Below are 18832 nucleotides of genomic sequence, written 5' to 3' on the forward strand. Positions count from 1 at the left end.
CATGCAGCGCAATAAGGTGCATCACGTCTACACCGTCGGCCGTGTCGCCAGCGACCTCGGCGTCAGCGAAGCGCTCATCCACGAACTGACCCTCGGTCTCGAGCCGGAGGACGGCGTCATCTGGGTGTACGGCACCAACGATGACGACGGGATCTTGGCCTTCACCGATGAAGGCATCGAGGAGGTCAAACTCCTCCTCGAAGAATATCATCGGGTCTCCTCATCGAAAGCTTGACCCCAGCACTCCGGTGCTCAGGTCCTCACGGTCACCAGATACGCACGTCTGCGGACTTCACCGGATGGGTACTCTGCAGGCGACGGCCACTCGGGCTTTCTTGCTGCCAATCCGGCGCGCCAGACGCGCGCCCACGCTTTCAGTGCAGACCATCTGGCGACCCGTGCCAACAGAGTGCCCGCAGCTCGAAGAGATAGATAGGTGCCTGTGAGCGTGTCGTCGCATTTTGACACCGACCCGTCACGATCGACTTCCCGATTGATACCGTCTCGGCGTCAGGCCGAAATGGGCGCCAACACCCGATGAGCGAACAAAGCGCGCTAAATCATCCACCGCGGTGACGAAGCGGATTGGCCGTCAAGACGCCAATGCCGGGTACGGTCATCACGGCGGCACGGATCCCTGTGTGGCGAACCCGAGAATGTGCTCCTCCAACATTCTGATTTTTTGCTCAATGCGTGCGCGGGCAGCTTCGATGCCGTTGGATATCGGCGTACTAACGGCGACGGAATTCGGGAAGACAAGGAGGGAAACAGCTTGCAGCTCCAGCTGATCACTGTAGCCGGCGCAGGCGTCGGCGAGATCGAAGTGGCGCCTTTCGTCGTTTAGGTCCGAGTAGTAGTCGTTTGCCACCGGCATCATCAGTCCCACGCGAGGGTCCGCGTGCCATCACGGGGCTGGCCGGCTCGCCAAGGCGCTTGCAGAACCGCCGACGCCGACCGATAAAGCTGCATGACCTTTGACCAGATCAAAAGCTTCTATCTTGTAGCGGTGCTCGGGACCTTTGCCAAGGCTGCGGAGCAACTGAACACAACACAGCCAACCATTTCAGCGCGTATCGCGGCGCTCGAAGATCGGCTGGGCGTCAGTCTTTTCGATCGCTCGGGCCATCGGGTTGCGCTCACTCCGCAGGGCCGCAGCTTTCTTCGCAGCGCCGAGAAGCTACTGGAAATCCAAGCCAAGGCCCTCAAACGCTACGGCAAAGGCGAGCTGCGTGGAATCGTGCGTATCGGGGCTTCAGACACGATGGCAGTCATCTGGATCCCGCCCTTCCTTGCGGCCTTGCGCGCGGCAAATCCGGATGCCGAGTTCGAGCTTCACATCGGTCCATCCTATCGACTGCGCGACGAATTGCTTGCCCGACAAATCGATATCGGGTTCATTGTGGGTCCCATCTCCAATCCGCAGATGATCAACCATCTGCTCTGTGACTGTCCCATGGTATTCGCAGCCGCACCGTCGCTCGGCCTGCACGGCAGGAAGCTAACACCGGCCGAAATCGACCGCATGGACATCTTCACCTTCGAGCGGATGACTAGGCCACACCAGGATCTGCTGCGCGATCTTCGCAAAGCCGATATTGCGCCCAGGCTGAACCCGATCAACTCGCTTCAGACAACCATTTTGATGGTTCGCAAGGGCTTGGGGATAGGCGCGGTGCCTCTCGGCTCTATCGAGGAGGAAGTCGCTACCGGCAGCCTTGTCGTCGTCGATACCGAATTCAAGCTCACCGATGTCCGCTTCACGGTCTGCTACCCGCAGGGGCCGGACACGCATGTCCCCGAGACGCTCACCGAACGTGCCATAGAGTTCTTGAAGGCACGCGGCTCATCGGACTCGATAAAATTACTTTATTGATCTCCAGCGTAAATTGCGATTTGCATCTATGGGGCGCTCCTTTCTATGTTTCGTCAAATTGGTGGAGCAGGGAGGGTTCGATGAAAGGCTGGCGTTTGGCGTCCGACATTGGTGGTACATTCACCGATATTGCCTTTATAGCCGAGGACGGGCTGCTAAGTACGATTAAGGTGCCATCGACACCCCAGAATTATGCCAGCGGAGTGATCGAAGGTGCGAAAGCCCTCGCATCGGCCCGAGATCTTCGGATCGAGACGATGGCCGAAATGGCGCACGGATGCACCGTCGCTACAAACGCGATTCTGGAGGGCAAGGGTGCCCGCGTCGCGCTGCTCACAACGGCGGGATTTCGTGATGTGCTTGAATTGCGGCGCATCCGTGTGCCTAAGCTCTACGAGCCGCTCTACGTCAAACCTCTTCCTTTGGCGGCGCGCGACCTGAGGCTTGAAGTTCGTGAGCGCGTCGGAGCCGATGGCAGCGTCGTTGTGCCGCTGGTTGAGGATGATGTGTGCAAGGCCGCCGAGGTCATCGCCAGGTCGGGGGCGGAGGCTGTCGCCGTCTGCTTCCTGCACTCCTATCGCTTTCCCGACCACGAACGCCGCGCCGGCGCGCTCCTCCGGAAATTGCTCCCCGGCTGCTTCGTAACCCTTTCGGTCGACGTGCTCCCGCAGATTCGTGAATACGAACGTACCAGCACGACGGTGGTAAACGCCTATGTCGGCCCTCCGGTTAAGCGCTACCTGGAAGGGATGGAAGCCGATCTCGCTGCGGCCGGTTGCAACGCCCGCATATCAGTCATGCAGTCCTCCGGAGGCTCGATCTCCTCCGATGCGGTGAAGGACAAGCCGGCCCAGATCGTGGAATGCGGGCCGGCGGCGGGTGTCGTCGGCGCCGCCCATCTGGCCCGCCTTCTGCGTATCCGGAACGCCATAACGTTCGACATGGGCGGCACCACCGCGAAAGGTTCCCTGATCGAGGATGGCGATGTCATCTTCGCCGAAAACTACGAGATCGGCGCTTCGATGAGCACCGCGGGTGCGATCGCCGGCGGCGGCGGATACGCGCTCAAGCTTCCGGTCATCGACATCGCTGAGGTTGGCGCTGGTGGCGGCTCCATCGTGCGGCTGGACCGGGCAGGGGCTATCAAAGTCGGCCCTGACAGCGCCGGCGCGGCGCCGGGTCCGGCCGCATACGGGCTGGGCGGTGAGGAGCCGACCGTTACGGATGCGAATATCGTGCTCGGCTTCTTGAATCAGCAGTCTCTGGCCGGCGGAACAGTAAGGATCGATGCCGGCTTGTCGCGCGCATCTCTTGAGAGGACGATCGCCTCCCCGCTCGGAATGTCCGTGCATGAAGCCGCATACGGCGTGCATGAGGTTGCGAATGCGACGATGGTGCGGGCCATCAAGGCGGTGACGACCTATCGCGGGCGCAATCCGCGCGATTTCGCCATGTTCGCTTTTGGAGGCAATGGCGGCGTGCATGGGGCGTCCATTGCGCGAAGCTTGGAGATCGGCCGCATATATGTTCCTGCAGCAGCGGGCGTTTTCAGTGCCGTGGGTCTGCTTCTGGCCGAAAAGTCAGTAGCTGTCGCATCAGCCTTCGTCGCACGACTGGACGAGCTCGATTATACGGCAGCTGAACAGGCTTACGTTCAGCTCCAGCGTGAGGCGGAGCGCCTTCTGGGTGTTTCCGGGAAGGCCAGGTGCATGCGCCAGGTAGAGATGCGCTACCTTGGGCAGGCATTCGAGCTGATTATTGATCTCGATGATGGGCACCTATCCACCGAGGCGCGCAGCGAGCTGCGCGCCCGCTTCGACGCCGAGCATGAGCGACGGTTTGGTCACCGTTTCGATGAGCACAACGCAGTCGAGATCGTCGCGTTGCGTCTCAGGGCATCCGACCCGGACCATGTCGTGCCTGCTCGCCTACGGCACGCACTCAAGCCAAGCGAGACCACTTCAAGGCCGGTGTGGTTCGGAAAGAGGTACGGCTTCATTGAGACGGCTGTCGTGGGACGCGCGGAAGTCACGCGGGAGAGGCAGGCCGGGCCGGTTATCGTGGAAGAATATGAAGGGACGACGGTTGTGCCGCCAGACGCTTCCGTCTTCCGAGACGAATTTGACAACCTGGTCGTCGATCTGCAACGAGGAGTCGCGTGATGCGAAACCGCAAGACAGACCCGTTTTTGCTCGAGATATTCAAGAACGCGTTCGACACGATCGCCGATGAGATGACGCTTACGATCGTTCGTACCGCTTACTCCCAGATCGTTCGCGACTCATTGGATTTCTCGACGGCCCTCTGCGATGCGACCGGGCGTACAATCGCTCAAGGCGTGTGCACGCCCATGCATCTAGGCAGCTTCTATGATGCGCTACAGACGATGCTGTGGAAAATCGGCGACGACATCCATCCGGACGACGTGCTGATCATGAACGACCCGTACGCGGCAGCGGGCCAGCACCTTCCCGACATCTATATCGTCCGCCCTATTTTTTACGAGAATGTCCTGCGTGGCTGGGCGACGACACTGGCGCACCATTCGGACGTCGGCGGCATCGTGGCGGGCTCTAACGCTCTCGGCGCTCACGAAATATTTCAGGAGGGCCTGCGCATCCCTGTCCTCAAGCTTGTGGATCGAGGGCGCCGCAACGCCACTCTGTGGGATATGATAGCGATCAACGTGCGTACGCCCGATCTCGTCCTGGGCGATCTTCAGGCACAGATGGCCGCCGGAGCGACGGGTGCGCGGGCAATGGTGCGTCTCTTCGATCGCTATGGCGCCGATACGGTTCTGCAGGCGATAGAGGATCTGAACGACTACGCACGTGAGCTGGCAGAAGCTGAGATCGGCGATCTTCCCGACGGCGTCTATCACTTCACCGACCATATTGACGGGATCGGCGAGAATCCTGAGCCGATCCTTCTCAAGGTTCAGGTCGAGATTAAGGGCAGCCGGGTTGTGATAGACTGGGACGGGTCCTCGCCTCAGGTCGCCGGCGGCGTAAACGCCACTTTCCCCTTCACCAAGGCCTGTGCCTACGCAGCCCTACGATCCGTGATGAAGGCGGACGTTCCCAACTGCCACGGGTTCACCGAGATCATCGAGGTCAGGGCTCCGGAAGGCACCGTGGTCCGTCCCGTATCGCCAGCCCCCTGCGGCGCGCGCGGCATTACCGGCTACAGAATGATCGACTGCCTCTTCGGCGCGCTTTCGCAGGCTGCTCCCGACCGGGTAACGGCCGACGGATCCGGCGGCTCGACTTTGCCTACCATTGCGGGCCTGCATGGGGGCAACCAGTTCGTCTTCTGTGAAACGGTTATGGGAACCTGGGGAGCCAGCCTAGCGAATGACGGGCTGGACGGTGGCCCACATATCGGCGCCAACCAGTCGAACGTGCCGGTTGAGATGATCGAGCAGACCTATCCTATCCGCATCGAGCAATACGGCTTCGTCCCCGACACAGGGGGTCCGGGACGCCGTAGGGGTGGGCTCGCCATCCGGCGCGATTATCGGCTCCTTGCGAGCTCAGCGACCTTGAATATCCGTTCCGATAAGCGTGCCTATCCGCCGCATGGCCTCTTTGGGGGCTGCGAAGGCAAGCCGTCGATGAACCGTCTGATCTCGGGCGACAATGCCATCGTGCTGCCGGTGCTCCTTAAGGAGCCGGTACCAATGAAGAAAAACGACCTGTTCTGCCACGTGATGCCATCGGGGGGTGGGTACGGCCCAGCATCCGAACGGGAGCCGGAGCGCGTGCTGGAAGACTGTCGTCTCGGCAAGATCAGCATAGAAGGTGCGCGGCGCGACTACGCCGTAGTCCTCACGAAGAGTGAAGCGGGCATCGTCATCGATCTCGACGCCACGCAACAACTGCGGCAGGCAAGATCTCGTGCGGCGGAATAAGTCATTTCAAGCGGAGGACGAGAAATAAGGATTTGAACCCGGCTCGACCTAGCAGGATGTTGAAACAGGCGCTCGCCCTTGGGCTGCGGCCGTGATTCATTTTCCTTGAATGGATTCGGAGGATGAATCGTGCGATAGTCGGACTGGTGAACTGTTCAGATCCGATCTGGGCAAGGACCGGGGCCTCCCGGCGGAAGATTTCTTTCGCGTTCGAGTTCCGAAACCGCATTCGCGATCTCTAAAACCCACTCTGCCGAATCCGTCTTCGGAAAAACCAGTGCGTCAACGCCTGCCATCACGGCTGCAAGCCGGAATAGGCGAGCCGCGAATGATAGAGACGGTGATCGAGCGGCTGTCCGGCGATGGTGAGGCCGGTGCTGCTCATGATCGGTGAAATCCGACAGGCCGAGGCGGCCGGCTCGTGCGTTTGCCGGAAGATGACTTCCTGTTCCTCGCCATCGGACAGCGCGCCGGGATCGGACGCGACGCTGGCGAATGGCGTTGCCCAGCTCGGGATGACGCCGCAGCGTCTCCTCGAAGATTGCGACCGGCCGGATTCCCGGCGCAGCCCACAGCAGCGGCACGATCTCGGCGTCAAAATTGTCGGGCGAGCGGATCGGGCGGCGGCGTTGTCGCGGAACCTTCCTCTGCGAGGGCAGCCTCGAATCCTTCTCGATGCGATAGGCCGTGCCGTGCCGATCGACGCCTTCGCCGCCGCGACGGCCGTCGTATGGGTCTGCCGGAACTTCATGAAGCCTCATCTGGTGATCGGTTACGTGGCGGCCGGGCACTAAGTGATTCCTCCAATCCGACAAACCACTGGCGTACCCGGTCGGCCGCGATCGCCAGACAACGCTCCGAAAGGGAACGCCGCCGGCGGCATTCTCATCTTGATTGACGCTGCGCTCTCACTTGATTGCCGCGCCCCAGCGGGAACGTCGACGGATATCCGCAGACCCGAACCTAGTTTTTCGATACTAGCGCTCAAACAATTCGGTGGAGAAGCGGCCCGCCCGATCCTGCGGAACCCGCAGCTCAAGCTTGCCGACCCGCGTGACAAGGGTGCGGCCCTAGACTAATAGCCAGAGCGATAGCCGAGACGCTCCGGCGTGCGCTGGTTCTTCGCAGCACCCAGCGCCTCGTCCATCTCGGCCTCGAGCACCTCCTGCATCACAGCGCGGATCACCTCGTGCAATCCATCCGTATCCGGGTTCGAAAGCAGAATGTCTTTGACGGCCGGCGGATTTATCTTCAGTCTTGGTCATGGCGGCGTTCCTTCGCGGGAATCGGTGACGTGAACAATCATCAGCCTGCCATGACCGCCCTCTCTCAGCGAATTTGCAGAACTCTCAGCACACTACCAAGGCAGCCGGGTCAGCCAACTTCCGCGCTGGTTGCGCCGTGCGGCCCTGCCTACCGGAAAGGTCTAGCCCCGAGAATGGAAAGCACGACAACGGCGACCGCCAGAAGCGGTGACGGCCGAGGGCGACGCGCGCAAACTTACAGGAGGTCTGGACTGCGACGCCATGAAGGTCGACAGCATGGCGTCTCCCAACCCGCCGAGGGGCCGGCGTGATGTAAAAGCCGAGGCAGATCACAAACACCACAGGGAACCGCCGCGCACGCCCGGCAGGCTGAGCGGGAAGAAAACGCGAGAAGGCGGCAAAAAGGCGTCGCCCATGCTGCGGGCGGCCGCCATCAGAGATGACGCTGACCAGAGGCAGGATCATCATGGGCAGCATAATGTGGTCGGGTGTCCGGCGGCCGCGTGGGCGCTACTTGACAAGTACGCACACTCGGTATGTCGTTGTTGAGGCGAAATATCGATGCCCCTTAGATTCAGAGATTGAGCGGCCGCGCGAGGTACACTAAGCCATCGTTGACGTCGACCTGCATTCCGGTCCTTAATGAACAGACGATCGATGTGGTAGGCGCTCGAATTTCAATGGCCTTTGATGACCACGGATCCAACGGATGCAGGAGTCCTACAAGATCTCCTTCACTCAGCTCGTCCAACACCGAACAACGAGGTTCGAAGATGCCTCGTGCCGGCGATGTCAGTTGGTCCGACGTGAGCGACTCGAGTGTCAGGTTAGTCTTCATTTGACGGGGCGTCGGATACTCTGTCTTTCCTTCTACGAGCCCAAGCTCGATAATTGCGTTGCGTACCCCAGCTTCGGCGACCGCAAGAGCGTCGGCGCTCACGGTTCCACTGCCGAGCTCAGCACAAACGAATACCTTGCCTTGGCTTTGAACCAAGGTATCGAACATTCCTTGCGTTGGTCCATCCCAGGCCAGTGTCACTGGAAACTTGAAGGCCGCTGCCATGTTAAGCGTCTTTCGCATGAGATCGGCGTCGCCAATAGGGTGCGTTGTGGCTGCGGGGGGACAATCAAACTTGGGTCCGAAGCTGTGCAGATCAAAAACCATGTCAACCGTTGGTAACAGCAACTCCGACACTGCACTCGCAGTGCGTTCGGATATTGACCCGTTCGGCCGGCCGGGAAACACACGATTCAGGTCCAACCTATCTACTGGCGACCTGCGACTCCACGCTTCCAAAGCTGTCGGATTGAGCATCGGCGCAATGAGAACTCTCCCGCACGTTTGCGCTTCAATTAGCCAGTCAATGAGCCGAAGCGCGACAATTGGTCCTTCGAATTCATCGCCATGGATACCGGCGGTAATAAGGAGGCGCGGCCCCTCCCCTTTATTAAGGCTTAGAACTGGAAGCGGAAGAGCTTCCCTGTCCGTGCCCGTTGGGACTACAAGATAACCCTTGTTCACGCCAGGCTCGTCGAGGTCAAACGTAAGGTGCGGTTTTTGGCTCATTGACAAGGTTCCATTATCTATAAAACGTGGTGGATTAATCGTTGCCACAGTGTGCAGCTTGGCCGGCGGATTGACGAAGGCGACAATTATTTCTCCGCCAATGACCCCATCAGGCACTGCAGCCAGTGCTCCCAGTATTGAAATGTATGCAGATTATTCCTCGAAAATTTTTACTTTCAGTTAGGTCAAAAACAGGTTTCAAAATCCGTCTCGTACGATTTCCTTACAAGCCGACCACCATGACATCGTCTTATCTGGAATTGTGTTGAAATAGCTAGATCAGAGGAATCGAAGGTCGCGATCGCCGTTGCTCAGGACCTCCGCCCCTCCATCGGTCACCAGGATCGTCTCGCTGCAACCGATCGCGAAACGGCCCTCCTCGTCGGTCAGGAACAGCGGCATGTGCAGCGCCATGTTGGGCCGCAGCACATTCTGGCCGCCCGGCTCTAAGCTGGTGTAGCCCCGCGTCGACCAACCGAGACCGCATGAATAGCCAACGCGCTGGCGGAATGTCTGCGGACGGCCAGCCCGCTCTACGACCCCTCGTGCGGCAGCATCGACGTCTCCGGTCAATGCCCCGGGCATCGCAGCTGCGATCGCCGCCTCCAACGCTGCGTTCGAGAGTTCATACAGAGCCGTGGCCTCGGCATGTCTGCCGTAGATTGCGGAGCGCACTAGCCCGGCGGCGTAATCATGAAGCCTGCCACCGACCTCGATGTAGGCGACGTCGCCCTGTTTGAGGCGGTTGTTGCCGGACTTCGCGTGCCCTACGGCTGTGTGATCTCCGAATAAAATCCCGAACAAAGTCGCGTCTACCCCCGTGGACTCTACGGCCGCCTGGACGATAGCGGCGGCCTCGAGCTCGGACACGCCCTCCCTGAGGACGTCAACAAAGGCGGCAACGCCGGCCTCCGTCCCCTTCATCGCCTTTCGCATGACGGCGATCTCCTCTGCCGACTTGATGTCCGCCACAGTGAGAATCAGACGGGAGACGTCCACAACCTCGATGTTCGGAAGTAGCTCTTGTAGCTCCATGGCGTCGCGGGCCGTCATTCCAAAAAGGTCGAGCTCCATTCCGACGCGCCCCCGATCCAGCCCAAGCGATCGCATCACTTCAGCGCAGACCTTGCCCGCTTCGGTAAGCTGGTGATACGTGTGGATCTTGAGAGGAATGCTCTCGGCCCGGACATTCCATTCGTCGAACAAGCGGACGATATTCGTTCGCGGCACGTGTGGCGCGATGATCAGGTAATAGGGCCTCGCGTACGAGCCGGAGGCAGCATGTCCAGTCAGGTACTGGTGGTTGCGCGAGAAAGTCGATATGACTGCGTCGACTCCAAACTCCTGGAATCGGTCAAGAACAGCTTGCCAGCGACGGTTATACTCCGCCTCGCTAAAAGGAAGCCCGGGCGCCAAGCTCGACTGAGTGTTCGCCATTACCTCTCCTCCGCTCCCGTCGTTGTGCTTAGATGGTCAACTGCCGGGTGGTTTGCGTCAAATGCAATTTTTATATTTTTGCCATCTAGCGGCGAGATGCCCCTATGGGGTGAAGTCCTAACCTGCTTGATGCACGGAGATGAGCTTTCGGCGGCCTGAAGCGGCGATCTGGTTGCCTTTACCGTGCGTCTTCCCAAGCGTAATAGGCGCCGGCGGTGATCCGTCGTGATGGAAGGCGAGTGGTTTGGGTCAGCGGGTTTGTTTCGGGACGTCTGCGCCCCATTGTTTATGTCGCGAGTTGCGGGATGCGACTGAGGACGGTGCGCAGGATACGCTGGTCCGGGCAGGATGTCGGCAATGCAGGCGAATTTGGGTTTTCATCTCGACCACGCGGCCGTCGAGCTTGAGGAGCGTGAGCCGCAGTGTGGCTAGCTGGGCACCGCATCGCGCAGGGTGAGCATCAGATCCTATGAGGAGGGTGGACAGCGACCTGCGCTGTGGCAAAGTGAGGTCGCGGAACCAACACCTTACCCTGGAGGCAAGCATGCCCGTTGCAGCTCACCAATCCGAAGGGCCGACGGCTATCCGTATCGATCTTGGCGCAATCTTCGTCCCATTTCGAACTCTTATGTCAAATGCAAGCGGCATGGCCACGACTGTTCATCCCGCCAACAATGGGTGGTCCTGCTTAGATGCTATAGGGCGAGCGGCGAGGTGTGGCATCCTTCGGCGCTGTTGAATCCACCATCAGAAGGAGCCGCCCCATGTCGTAGTCTTTTGACTCAAGCCGGTCCCTTACCGCTCTCGAACAGGATAACACGATCGTCGCCGTCATCGAGATGAGCAAGGCGAAGTGGGTGATTGCCGCGCTTGTTCCGGGTTTCAAGCGCCAGCCGCTCGACATGGTGATCACCTCGCTGTCGCCAGTTGGCGGCGAGAAGATGTCGAAGCATTCGGTGGCGGCCGGCAACATCGCCGGACTGCTGGCGCGCTTTGTCGAGCTTAAAAAGAAGGCAGAGGCGCGACCGGGCAGTGTTCTCCGATCGTGATCCATGAGGCCGGGCTCGATGGTTTCTGGATCCATCGAAAGTCACGTCGTCGATGCGGCGTCGATTGCGATTTCGCGCCGGCGCCGTCGCGCAAAGACCGACAAGATCGACGGTGAGGCGCTGATCCGGGCGTTGCTGGCCTACAAGCTAGTCGAGCCACGGGTGTGTGCGATGCTTCGGGTAGCGACGCCCCAAAAGGAGGACCGTTGCCGCATCACGCGTGAGCGCAAGGCGTTGACGGACGAGCGCGTGCGCCACGTCAACCGCATCAATGGCCGGCTGTTCGCCCACGGCGTATCCGCCCAAGAACCAATGCATCGCGACCGGCGCAAGCGACTGGAGGCGCTTAAGACCGGCGACGGCTGAGCGATGCCTGCATATCTGAAGATGCAGATCAGCCGGGAACTTGATCCGCTCGAATTGCTGCTGGAACAGATCAAGGCGGTTGAGGCTGCTCGCGATGCTGTGCTCGCTGCCGCGCATGTCGTCTCCCCGGCACCGGCGATGCTGATCAATCTAAAATGCATCGGGCCGGAGTTCGCCGCCTTCCTGTGGTCCGAAGGCTGTTAGCGATACTTCGAGAACCGACGACAGGTCAAGCGCTCGACTGGCCGGTCGAGCGGGGCCTGAGGCGACAGCGCGGTCAGAGGCGTCTGTTCCTCGGGTTTCCAGACGAGGAATTGCCGCATACTGGTGGAGTGAGAAGTCATGGCGTTTTCTTCCTAGGGTCGAGAATAGGGCGCCAACGTCACCGAAGTTGCAGGTGGGCGATTTGCGATCCGATCTCGTGACACCGTCGCGGGTCGAGAAAAAGCAATGCGGGTCACCTCGTTGCATTCGTACACTCATCCCAGACGTTCCGAAGCATGGGAGCCTGGCGAAGCGGGGAAGACCACGGTCTTGTTCCCGTTGAGGAAGACGCGGCGGTGGAGATGAGCATGGATCGCGCGTGCGAGAACCTGGCTTTCGACGTCGCGCCCGAGCGATATATAGTCGGATGGGCTCTGGGCGTGGGTGACGCGCACCGTGTCCTGCTCGATGATCGGCCCTTCGTCGAGATCGGCGGTGACATAATGCGAGGTCGCGCCGATCAGTTTTACCCCACGCTCAAAAGCCTGCTTGTAGGGGTTCGCTCCTTTGAATGACGGCAGGAAGGAGTGATGGATGTTGATGATGCGGCCGGACATCTTCTCGGACATCTCATTCGACAGCACCTGCATGTACCGGGCGAGCACCACCAGCTCCGCGCCGGTCTCCTCGACGATGCGCATCTGCTGCGCTTCGGCTTCCCTCTTATTCTGCTTCGTAACTTTGACGTAGTGGAACGGAATGTCATGGTTCACGACCAGCTTTTGGTAGTCCAGATGGTTCGAGATCACCGCCACTATGTCGACTGGCAGCGCTCCGATGCGCCAGCGATACAGAAGGTCATTGAGACAATGGCCGAAGCGCGAGACCATGATGATCACCCTCATCTTCTGGCTCTCGTCATGGAAGGCGAAGTCCATTCCGAACGTCTCGGCGGTGTCAGCAAAGCCGTTGCGCAGCGCGTCGAGGCCAGCGCCATCTTCAGAGATAAAGCTCACGCGCATGAAGAAGTTGCCGGTCTGCGTATCGTCGAACTGCGAGCTGTCGGTGATGTTGCAGCCGCTATCGGCGAGGTATCCTGCGATGGCCGCGACGATCCCGCGCTTGGACTTGCAGGTGACGGTCAGGTAGTATTTGTCCATGGCGAGCTTGCTCGTGTGTGCGGAAGAGATCCATTCGGGCGTGTCAGGTAGAGTGCCGGATTGCAAGGGGCTCATAAGGTGAGCCCCTCAGGCTCGGACAGCCTATGAGCACGGCAGCAGGCGGTAACCGTGTTGGCGAGAAGACAGGCGATGGTCATGGGACCGACACCCCCCGGCACCGGCGTTATCGCTCCCGCTACCTCCGCCGCGCTTCCAAAATCCACGTCGCCCACCAGTTGTTGCTTGCCATCCCGCGCGATCCGATTGATGCTCACATCGATCACTGTAGCGCCCGGCTTGATCCAGTCGCCGGGGATCATCTCGGGGCGGCCGACGGCAGCGACAAGAATGTCGGCTCGACGGCAGAATGATGCCAGATCGCGTGTACGCGAATGAGCAATGGTTACGGTGCAGCTGTCATTGAGCAGGAGTTGCGCCATCGGTTTTCCGACGATGTTCGAGCGCCCCACGACCACGGCTTCAAGCCCAGAGAGATCGCCGAGATGGCTTCGCAGCAACATCAGGCAACCCAATGGGGTACATGGCACCATCGCATTTTGTCCCGTGCCCAGAAGCCCGACATTCGAAATGTGAAACCCGTCGACATCTTTTGCTGGATCGATCGCATTGATCACCAGATCGGCGTTCAGATGACTGGGTAGAGGGAGCTGGACAAGGACACCATGAATATCCGGATCGGAATTCAGCTGCTCGATTAGAGCAAGCAGATCGGCCTGAGATGTTTCAGTGGGCAGCTTGTGTTCAAGGCTGCTCATGCCAGCTTCGATAGTCTGCCGTCCTTTGTTGCGCACATAGACTTCCGACGCCGGATCGCCGCCTACCAGAACCACTGCCAGGCCCGGCGTAATGCCGTGTTCCTCCTTGAGCCAGGCCACATGCCCAGCAACGCTCGACCGTAGCTGCGCGGCGGACTCTTTGCCGTCGATGATCTGAGCGGTCATGTTACCTTTCCTCTAGCCGCTTCGCCGCCGTTTCCAGTGCGTGCCAGAGCGATCCGGCCGACGAGCGCGCGCCCAGCACGGCGATATGAGCCTCGCTGCGGCGGATGACGAAACAGCTCATATGCTCAAGCCCGGTGCGCGTCGCGCGGCCCGGGCCAAAATCCGCGAGATCGACGTTAACGAGCTTCGACAGCAGTGCATCGATAGGCCCTGTGCCGGCTCGCGAAACGATCTCGAACGCGACCCAGCCATCGGTCTGCTCGGTCACCGAGCAGCCAGGGGCGAGTTGCTTGAGCTCGGCGGCAAAATCCAGCTCGGCGCGGCCTTCCGCCTCGATCATCCACTGATCCAGCCCGGTCCACAGCGCGGCAACCCCCTGCCCTGCAATCCAGCGGCCTGGTCCGGGAAGAGCGAGGCCGAACGGCGTGGGCTCAACGGTTCCGCGGCGCAGCGCCATGGAGGCAAGCGCCAGACCCCCGTTCTCACGGATCTCCAACGCCCCGAACGATGCGAGGCGTGGTAGTGCGGCACCGAGCGCGGTGATGGGTCTCAGGTCACTCACGAAGACGTGCTCCTTCAGGATCGACAAAATGCGCCGGCACGACGCGCAGGCGCGCGCTTTCGCCTTCGAGCGGGTTCGCGGCCACGATCACCTCGCCCAGCCGTTCATCGCCATTCTCGAGGAAACCGAGCCCGATCATTGAGCCGACATGTGGACTGTAGCAAGCCGAGGTGATCCAACCCTGATCGGTATCGAATTTCCACGGTGCACCTTCCGCAAAAAGATGTGAGCCGCTGACCACCTTCCCGGCAGGATCGACGGGCCGCAGCCCGACCAGGCGTCGCCTGTCGCCGGCAAGGCCCTCACGCCGCGACATCACGGCGCCGACGGAATCCTTCTTCTGCGATACCATACTGCCAAGCCCGACCATGAGGGCCGTCGCCTGTCCGTTCAACTCAGGGCCGGCGGCGTGTCCCTTCTCGATCCGCAGGACCCCCAATGCCTCGGTGCCGTAGGGCGTCGCTCCGAGATCGGCTCCCAGTTCCATCAGCCGCTCGATCAATGCGTGGCCGTAGCGTGCGGGAACCGCAATTTCGTAGGCAAGTTCGCCCGAGAAGGAGATGCGGAAGAGCCGCGCGCGCAGGCCATCGCAGACGGTGAGCTCCGCGCAGGCCATAAAGGGGAAAGCCTCGTTCGACAGGTCGAACCCGTCAACGATGCGGGCGAGCAGAGCGCGCGACTTCGGCCCGGCGACGGCAATCTGCGCCCAGGCATTGGTCGTGGAGATGAGCTGGACGTCGAGTTCCGGCCACAGGCATTGCCGCGCGAATTCCATGTTGCGATAGACCAGACCGGCGTTTGCGGTCGTCGTGGTGACCACACAATGATCCTCGGCCAGCCGCGCGCAGGTGCCGTCGTCATAGGCAAATCCGTCTTCGCGCAGCATAAGCCCGTAGCGGACCCGGCCGACTTTCAGCGTGGCCATCATGTTGCAGTAGAGACGGTTGAGAAACTCGCCCGCGTCCGCGCCCTGGACATCGATCTTGCCGAGCGTCGTCACATCGCACAGGCCCACTGCGCCGCGCACGGCCCTGGCCTCGCGGTCCACGCTCTGGCGCCAGTGCGTTTCGCCCGCACGCGGGAAATATTGCGCGCGCATCCACTGGCCGACCTCGACGAACACCGCACCCTGCGCCTCGGCCCAGTGATGGGTGGGTGTGAGGCGGCGCGGTCGGAAATGCCGCCCTGTATCGCCGCCGCCCAGGACCGAGAGCGTCACTGGAGTGTAAGGTGGGCGGAAAATCGTTGTTCCAGTTTCCGGGATCGACCTCCCGGTCAGCTCCGCCATCACGGCAAGACCGGTCACATTTGAGGTTTTGCCCTGGTCCGTCGCCATGCCGAGGGTCGTGTAGCGTTTCAAATGCTCTACCGGCCGCATGTTCTCGGCATGGGCAAGCTTGATATCCTTCACCGTCACGTCATTCTGGAAATCGACCCAGGCGCGCTTCTTGCCAGGTACGTGGAAGACGGGCGCAACCGTGTAGTCTGCCTCCTCAGCGCGCGGCAAATCGGGCAACGATGCCGCGATTCCAAGTTCGCCCATCGCACGCTGTGCGGCTCGCGCGCCGGAACGCAAGGCGTCGCCGGTGGAAAAATGGCCCGCCGCCGCACCTGCCGGAATTAATCCAAGAGGCCCATTCTCCCCGGGCAGGAATGCCTGCAGCGGTTCATTCCAAACAGGCCGACCGCGATGATGCGAAAAGAGATGCACATTCGGGTTCCAGCCGCCAGAGACCCCGAGCGCGCCGCACTCGATCCATTCGGACCTGCCGTTTGCCTGAACCTCGATCGATTTCAGGCCAAGCCGGCCGCGTGAGCCAGCCACCATGCCCCCCGTGATCAGCCGGTAGTCACCGCGAGCCTTCGCGTCGGGGCGCACGTCGATGACGGCGGCGATCTTGACATCCTTGGCGGCCAGATCGCGCGCGGTGCGATGACCGTCATCGTTATTGGTGAAGACAGCGATGGTCTCGGACGGACATGCCGCCCAGCGATTGGCGTAAGCCCGCATCGCGCCGGCCAGCATGATTCCCGGACGGTCATTGTCGGCAAAAGCGATCGGGCGCTCTGTCGCGCCCGCCGCCAGGACCGCGCGTTTCGCCGTGATACGCCAGAGTGTCTGGCGCACACGCCCGTTCGCCTCTGGGAGATGATCGGACACGCCTTCCACCGCGCCATAGATGCCGTGGTCATAGACCCCGAAAACCGTGGTGCGACGCATCACGCGAATGTTCGGCAGGCTCTCGAATTCAGCCTCCAACGCTGAGATCCAGTCGCTGGCTTGCGCTCCGTCCAACGTTCTCGTCTCGGACAGAAGCCGCCCGCCCAGGCGGAAATCCTCGTCGGCCAAAATCACACGTGCGCCGGAGCGCGCCGCCGTCAGCGCCGCGGCAAGCCCGGCCACCCCCCCGCCGATGACCAAGAGATCGCAATGCAGGAAGCCCTTGTCATAGACATCGGGATCGGCCTGCATTGAAAGGCGCCCGAGGCCCGCCGCCCTGCGGATCGCCGGTTCGTAGAGCTTTTCCCAGAAGGCTTTCGGCCACATGAAGGTCTTGTAGTAGAAGCCGGCTGTGAAGAAAGGCGACAGCAGGTCGTTCACCGCCAACGCGTCGAAGCCGAGTGAGGGCCAGCGGTTCTGGCTTCGAGCCTCCAGTCCGTCGAACAGTTCCACCGTCGTCGCGCGCGTGTTGGGCTCCCGCCGCGCGCCCGAGCGCAGTTCTACCAAGGCGTTCGGTTCCTCCGAGCCGACAGACAGCAGCCCGCGCGGGCGGTGGTACTTGAAGCTGCGTCCCATCAGACGAACGCCATTGGCCAGCAGCGCCGAGGCGAGCGTGTCGCCGGGATTGCCCTGGTAGCGCTTGCCGTCGAAACTGAAGTTCAAGGTCTGCGAGCGGTCGATCAGCCCTCCGGACAGTCGTGTCATTTGCTGCACCTCGTCCGCGAAAGGGCGGCATCGCGGGCCAGTTCCGCACCGAGGACTTCATGCGTGACCGTGTCGCGCGTCACCACCAGCCATGACCGGTCGCCCTGCTCGTGGAACCAAAATTCGCGATGCACGCCGGCCGGGTTGTCGCGCAGGAAGACGTAATCGCAAAAGGCGGCCTCGGCATCGGGCGCGGAGGGATCTGGACGGTCGATGAGCCGCGCGTCGCCCAGATAGGTGAATTCCTGCGCATCCCGCAGGCCCAGAAGTGGATGTGGGATCAGCATTGGACCGCCTTAGTGGAGATTGGGCTGGGCACCGGCGCCGCGCTCGTCGACCACATGGCCGCGTGCGAAACGGTCGATGCGGTACGCACGCGCTGTCTCGTGGGGTGCGCCGGTGGCAAGAAGATGGGCGAAGGCATAGCCGCTGGCTGGCGTCGCCTTGAAGCCGCCATAGCACCAGCCGCCGTTCAGATAGAGGCCATCAATATGCGTGCGGTCGATGATCGGCGAACCGTCCATCGACATGTCCACCACGCCCCCCCACATGCGCAGGAGCCGCGCCCGCCCGATCATGGGCATCAGCGCCATGCCGCCTTCTGCGACGTCCTCCACCACCGGCAGGTTGCCGCGTTGGGCATAGGAATTGTAGCCGTCGATATCGCCGCCGAAGACAAGCCCGCCCTTGTCGGACTGGCTGATGTAGAAATGGCCTGCCCCGAACGTGATCACACCGGGAATGGTGGGTTTGAGCCCCTCCGTGACGAAAGCCTGCAAGACATGGCTTTCGATCGGAAGCCGCATTCCAGCCATTGCCATGACCCGGCTCGATGAGCCCGCCACCGCCACCCCGACCTTGTCGGCGGCGATATAGCCACGCGATGTCTCCACGCCACGCACCTTGCCGCGATCGAGCCGGAAACCGGTCACCTCGCAATTCTGGATCAGGTCCACGCCATGGCTGTCGCCGCCGCGGGCATAGCCCCAGGCCACGCCGTCGTGCCGCGCGGTGCCGGCACGCGCCTGCATCAGGCCGCCTTTGATCGGGAAGCGCGCGTTGTCGTAATTCAGGAACGGAACCATGGCGCGCAGTTCCTCCCGACCCAGCAGCCGTGCGCCCGCCCCCGCCAGCATCATGGCATTGCCGCGGCGGCGAAAGGCATCGCGCTGCGCATCCGTATGAAAAAGGTTGATGATGCCGCGCTGGGAAACCATTGCGTTGAAGTTGAGCTCCTGCTCCAGTCCTTCCCAGAGCTTCATCGAGAACTCATAGAAGGGCTCATTGCCGGCAAGCAGGTAGTTCGAGCGGATGATCGTCGTGTTCCGCCCGACATTCCCGGATCCGAGCCAACCTTTCTCCAGCACGGCGATACGCGATCGTCCGAAGGTCTTGGCCAGATAATACGCTGTGGCCAAGCCGTGGCCGCCTCCGCCGACAATCAAATAGTCGTAGGAAGGCTTTGGATCGGGATTGCGCCAGAGCGGCCGCCACCCGGTGTGACCCTTGAGCGCTTCAGCAAAGACGCGGAAGCCGGAAAACTTCATATCA

13 protein-coding genes and 3 pseudogenes are annotated in these 18832 nt (G+C 61.2%); 5 read left to right on the forward strand and 11 right to left on the reverse strand.

Translation table 11 applies throughout. The features are described from left to right. Window position 1: 1 nt before the first annotated feature. Entirely contained in the window at window positions 2-235 is a 234-nt protein-coding gene (locus EJ071_RS34465; RefSeq protein ID WP_126101846.1) for a hypothetical protein, read from the forward strand. A 384-nt stretch (window positions 236-619) separates the two neighbouring features. On the opposite strand, the gene EJ071_RS38865 is transcribed toward EJ071_RS34465, so the two are convergent. Beyond that, window positions 620-886, reverse strand: coding sequence for a hypothetical protein (locus tag EJ071_RS38865; protein WP_167498733.1), 267 nt, complete (start codon window positions 884-886; stop codon window positions 620-622). Window positions 887-967: 81 nt separating this feature from the next. Between EJ071_RS38865 and EJ071_RS34480 the strand changes: the two genes are divergently transcribed. The 3 genes from EJ071_RS34480 to EJ071_RS34490 all read left to right on the forward strand — a co-directional run bounded on the left by EJ071_RS34480 (window position 968) and on the right by EJ071_RS34490 (window position 5783). After that, window positions 968-1873, forward strand: coding sequence for a LysR family transcriptional regulator (locus EJ071_RS34480; protein WP_126101848.1), 906 nt, complete (start codon window positions 968-970; stop codon window positions 1871-1873). A gap of 80 nt (window positions 1874-1953) precedes the next feature. Continuing rightward, window positions 1954-4035: a hydantoinase/oxoprolinase family protein gene (locus EJ071_RS34485; RefSeq protein ID WP_126101849.1), complete on the forward strand. Its 2082-nt coding sequence runs from the start codon at window positions 1954-1956 to the stop codon at window positions 4033-4035. Then, a complete protein-coding gene (locus EJ071_RS34490) occupies window positions 4035-5783 on the forward strand; it encodes a hydantoinase B/oxoprolinase family protein (RefSeq protein WP_126101850.1) in 1749 nt (582 codons plus the stop codon). Before EJ071_RS34485 ends, EJ071_RS34490 begins: the two co-directional genes overlap by 1 nt. Before the next feature lie 272 nt (window positions 5784-6055). Here EJ071_RS34490 and EJ071_RS39830 read toward each other — a convergent pair. The 4 genes and pseudogenes from EJ071_RS39830 to EJ071_RS34515 form a co-directional block, all read right to left on the reverse strand. After that, a pseudogene (locus tag EJ071_RS39830) lies at window positions 6056-6544 on the reverse strand (IS21 family transposase); the annotation flags it as partial. A 219-nt stretch (window positions 6545-6763) separates the two neighbouring features. Then, window positions 6764-7048: pseudogene (locus tag EJ071_RS34500) on the reverse strand (transposase); the annotation flags it as partial. Window positions 7049-7622: 574 nt separating this feature from the next. Continuing rightward, complete coding sequence (locus EJ071_RS34510) at window positions 7623-8732, reverse strand: succinylglutamate desuccinylase/aspartoacylase family protein (protein WP_245460084.1); 1110 nt, start codon at window positions 8730-8732, stop codon at window positions 7623-7625. Window positions 8733-8894: 162 nt separating this feature from the next. Next, window positions 8895-10052 carry a Xaa-Pro peptidase family protein gene (locus EJ071_RS34515; protein WP_126101851.1) on the reverse strand — a complete coding sequence of 386 codons (1158 nt, stop codon included), beginning with the start codon at window positions 10050-10052 and terminating at the stop codon, window positions 8895-8897. A gap of 839 nt (window positions 10053-10891) precedes the next feature. Between EJ071_RS34515 and EJ071_RS34525 the strand changes: the two are divergent. Next, window positions 10892-11668 (forward strand): annotated as a pseudogene (locus EJ071_RS34525) (IS110 family transposase); the annotation flags it as partial. Window positions 11669-11946: 278 nt separating this feature from the next. Here the strand turns inward: EJ071_RS34525 and purU are convergent. From purU to EJ071_RS34555, 6 genes are all read right to left on the reverse strand, one after another. Continuing rightward, complete coding sequence (gene purU, locus EJ071_RS34530; protein ID WP_126101852.1) at window positions 11947-12831, reverse strand: formyltetrahydrofolate deformylase; 885 nt, start codon at window positions 12829-12831, stop codon at window positions 11947-11949. 71 nt (window positions 12832-12902) lie between these two features. Next, window positions 12903-13793: a bifunctional methylenetetrahydrofolate dehydrogenase/methenyltetrahydrofolate cyclohydrolase FolD gene (gene folD, locus EJ071_RS34535; RefSeq protein ID WP_126101853.1), complete on the reverse strand. Its 891-nt coding sequence runs from the start codon at window positions 13791-13793 to the stop codon at window positions 12903-12905. A 1-nt stretch (window position 13794) separates the two neighbouring features. Beyond that, window positions 13795-14382, reverse strand: a complete 588-nt coding sequence (locus EJ071_RS34540; RefSeq protein ID WP_245460085.1) for a sarcosine oxidase subunit gamma — start codon at window positions 14380-14382, stop codon at window positions 13795-13797. Further along, window positions 14348-17281: a sarcosine oxidase subunit alpha family protein gene (locus EJ071_RS34545; RefSeq protein WP_126101854.1), complete on the reverse strand. Its 2934-nt coding sequence runs from the start codon at window positions 17279-17281 to the stop codon at window positions 14348-14350. The genes EJ071_RS34540 and EJ071_RS34545 overlap by 35 nt, the downstream gene beginning before the upstream one ends. Next, window positions 17278-17568, reverse strand: coding sequence for a sarcosine oxidase subunit delta (locus EJ071_RS34550; protein ID WP_126101855.1), 291 nt, complete (start codon window positions 17566-17568; stop codon window positions 17278-17280). The genes EJ071_RS34545 and EJ071_RS34550 overlap by 4 nt, the downstream gene beginning before the upstream one ends. A 9-nt stretch (window positions 17569-17577) precedes the next feature. Next, window positions 17578-18828 (reverse strand): sarcosine oxidase subunit beta family protein, encoded by a 1251-nt coding sequence (locus tag EJ071_RS34555; RefSeq protein ID WP_126101856.1) that lies wholly within the window; start codon window positions 18826-18828, stop codon window positions 17578-17580. Window positions 18829-18832: the final 4 nt, after the last annotated feature.

The organism is Mesorhizobium sp. M1B.F.Ca.ET.045.04.1.1 (genome assembly GCF_003952465.1).
Lineage (GTDB): Bacteria > Pseudomonadota > Alphaproteobacteria > Rhizobiales > Rhizobiaceae > Mesorhizobium > Mesorhizobium shonense.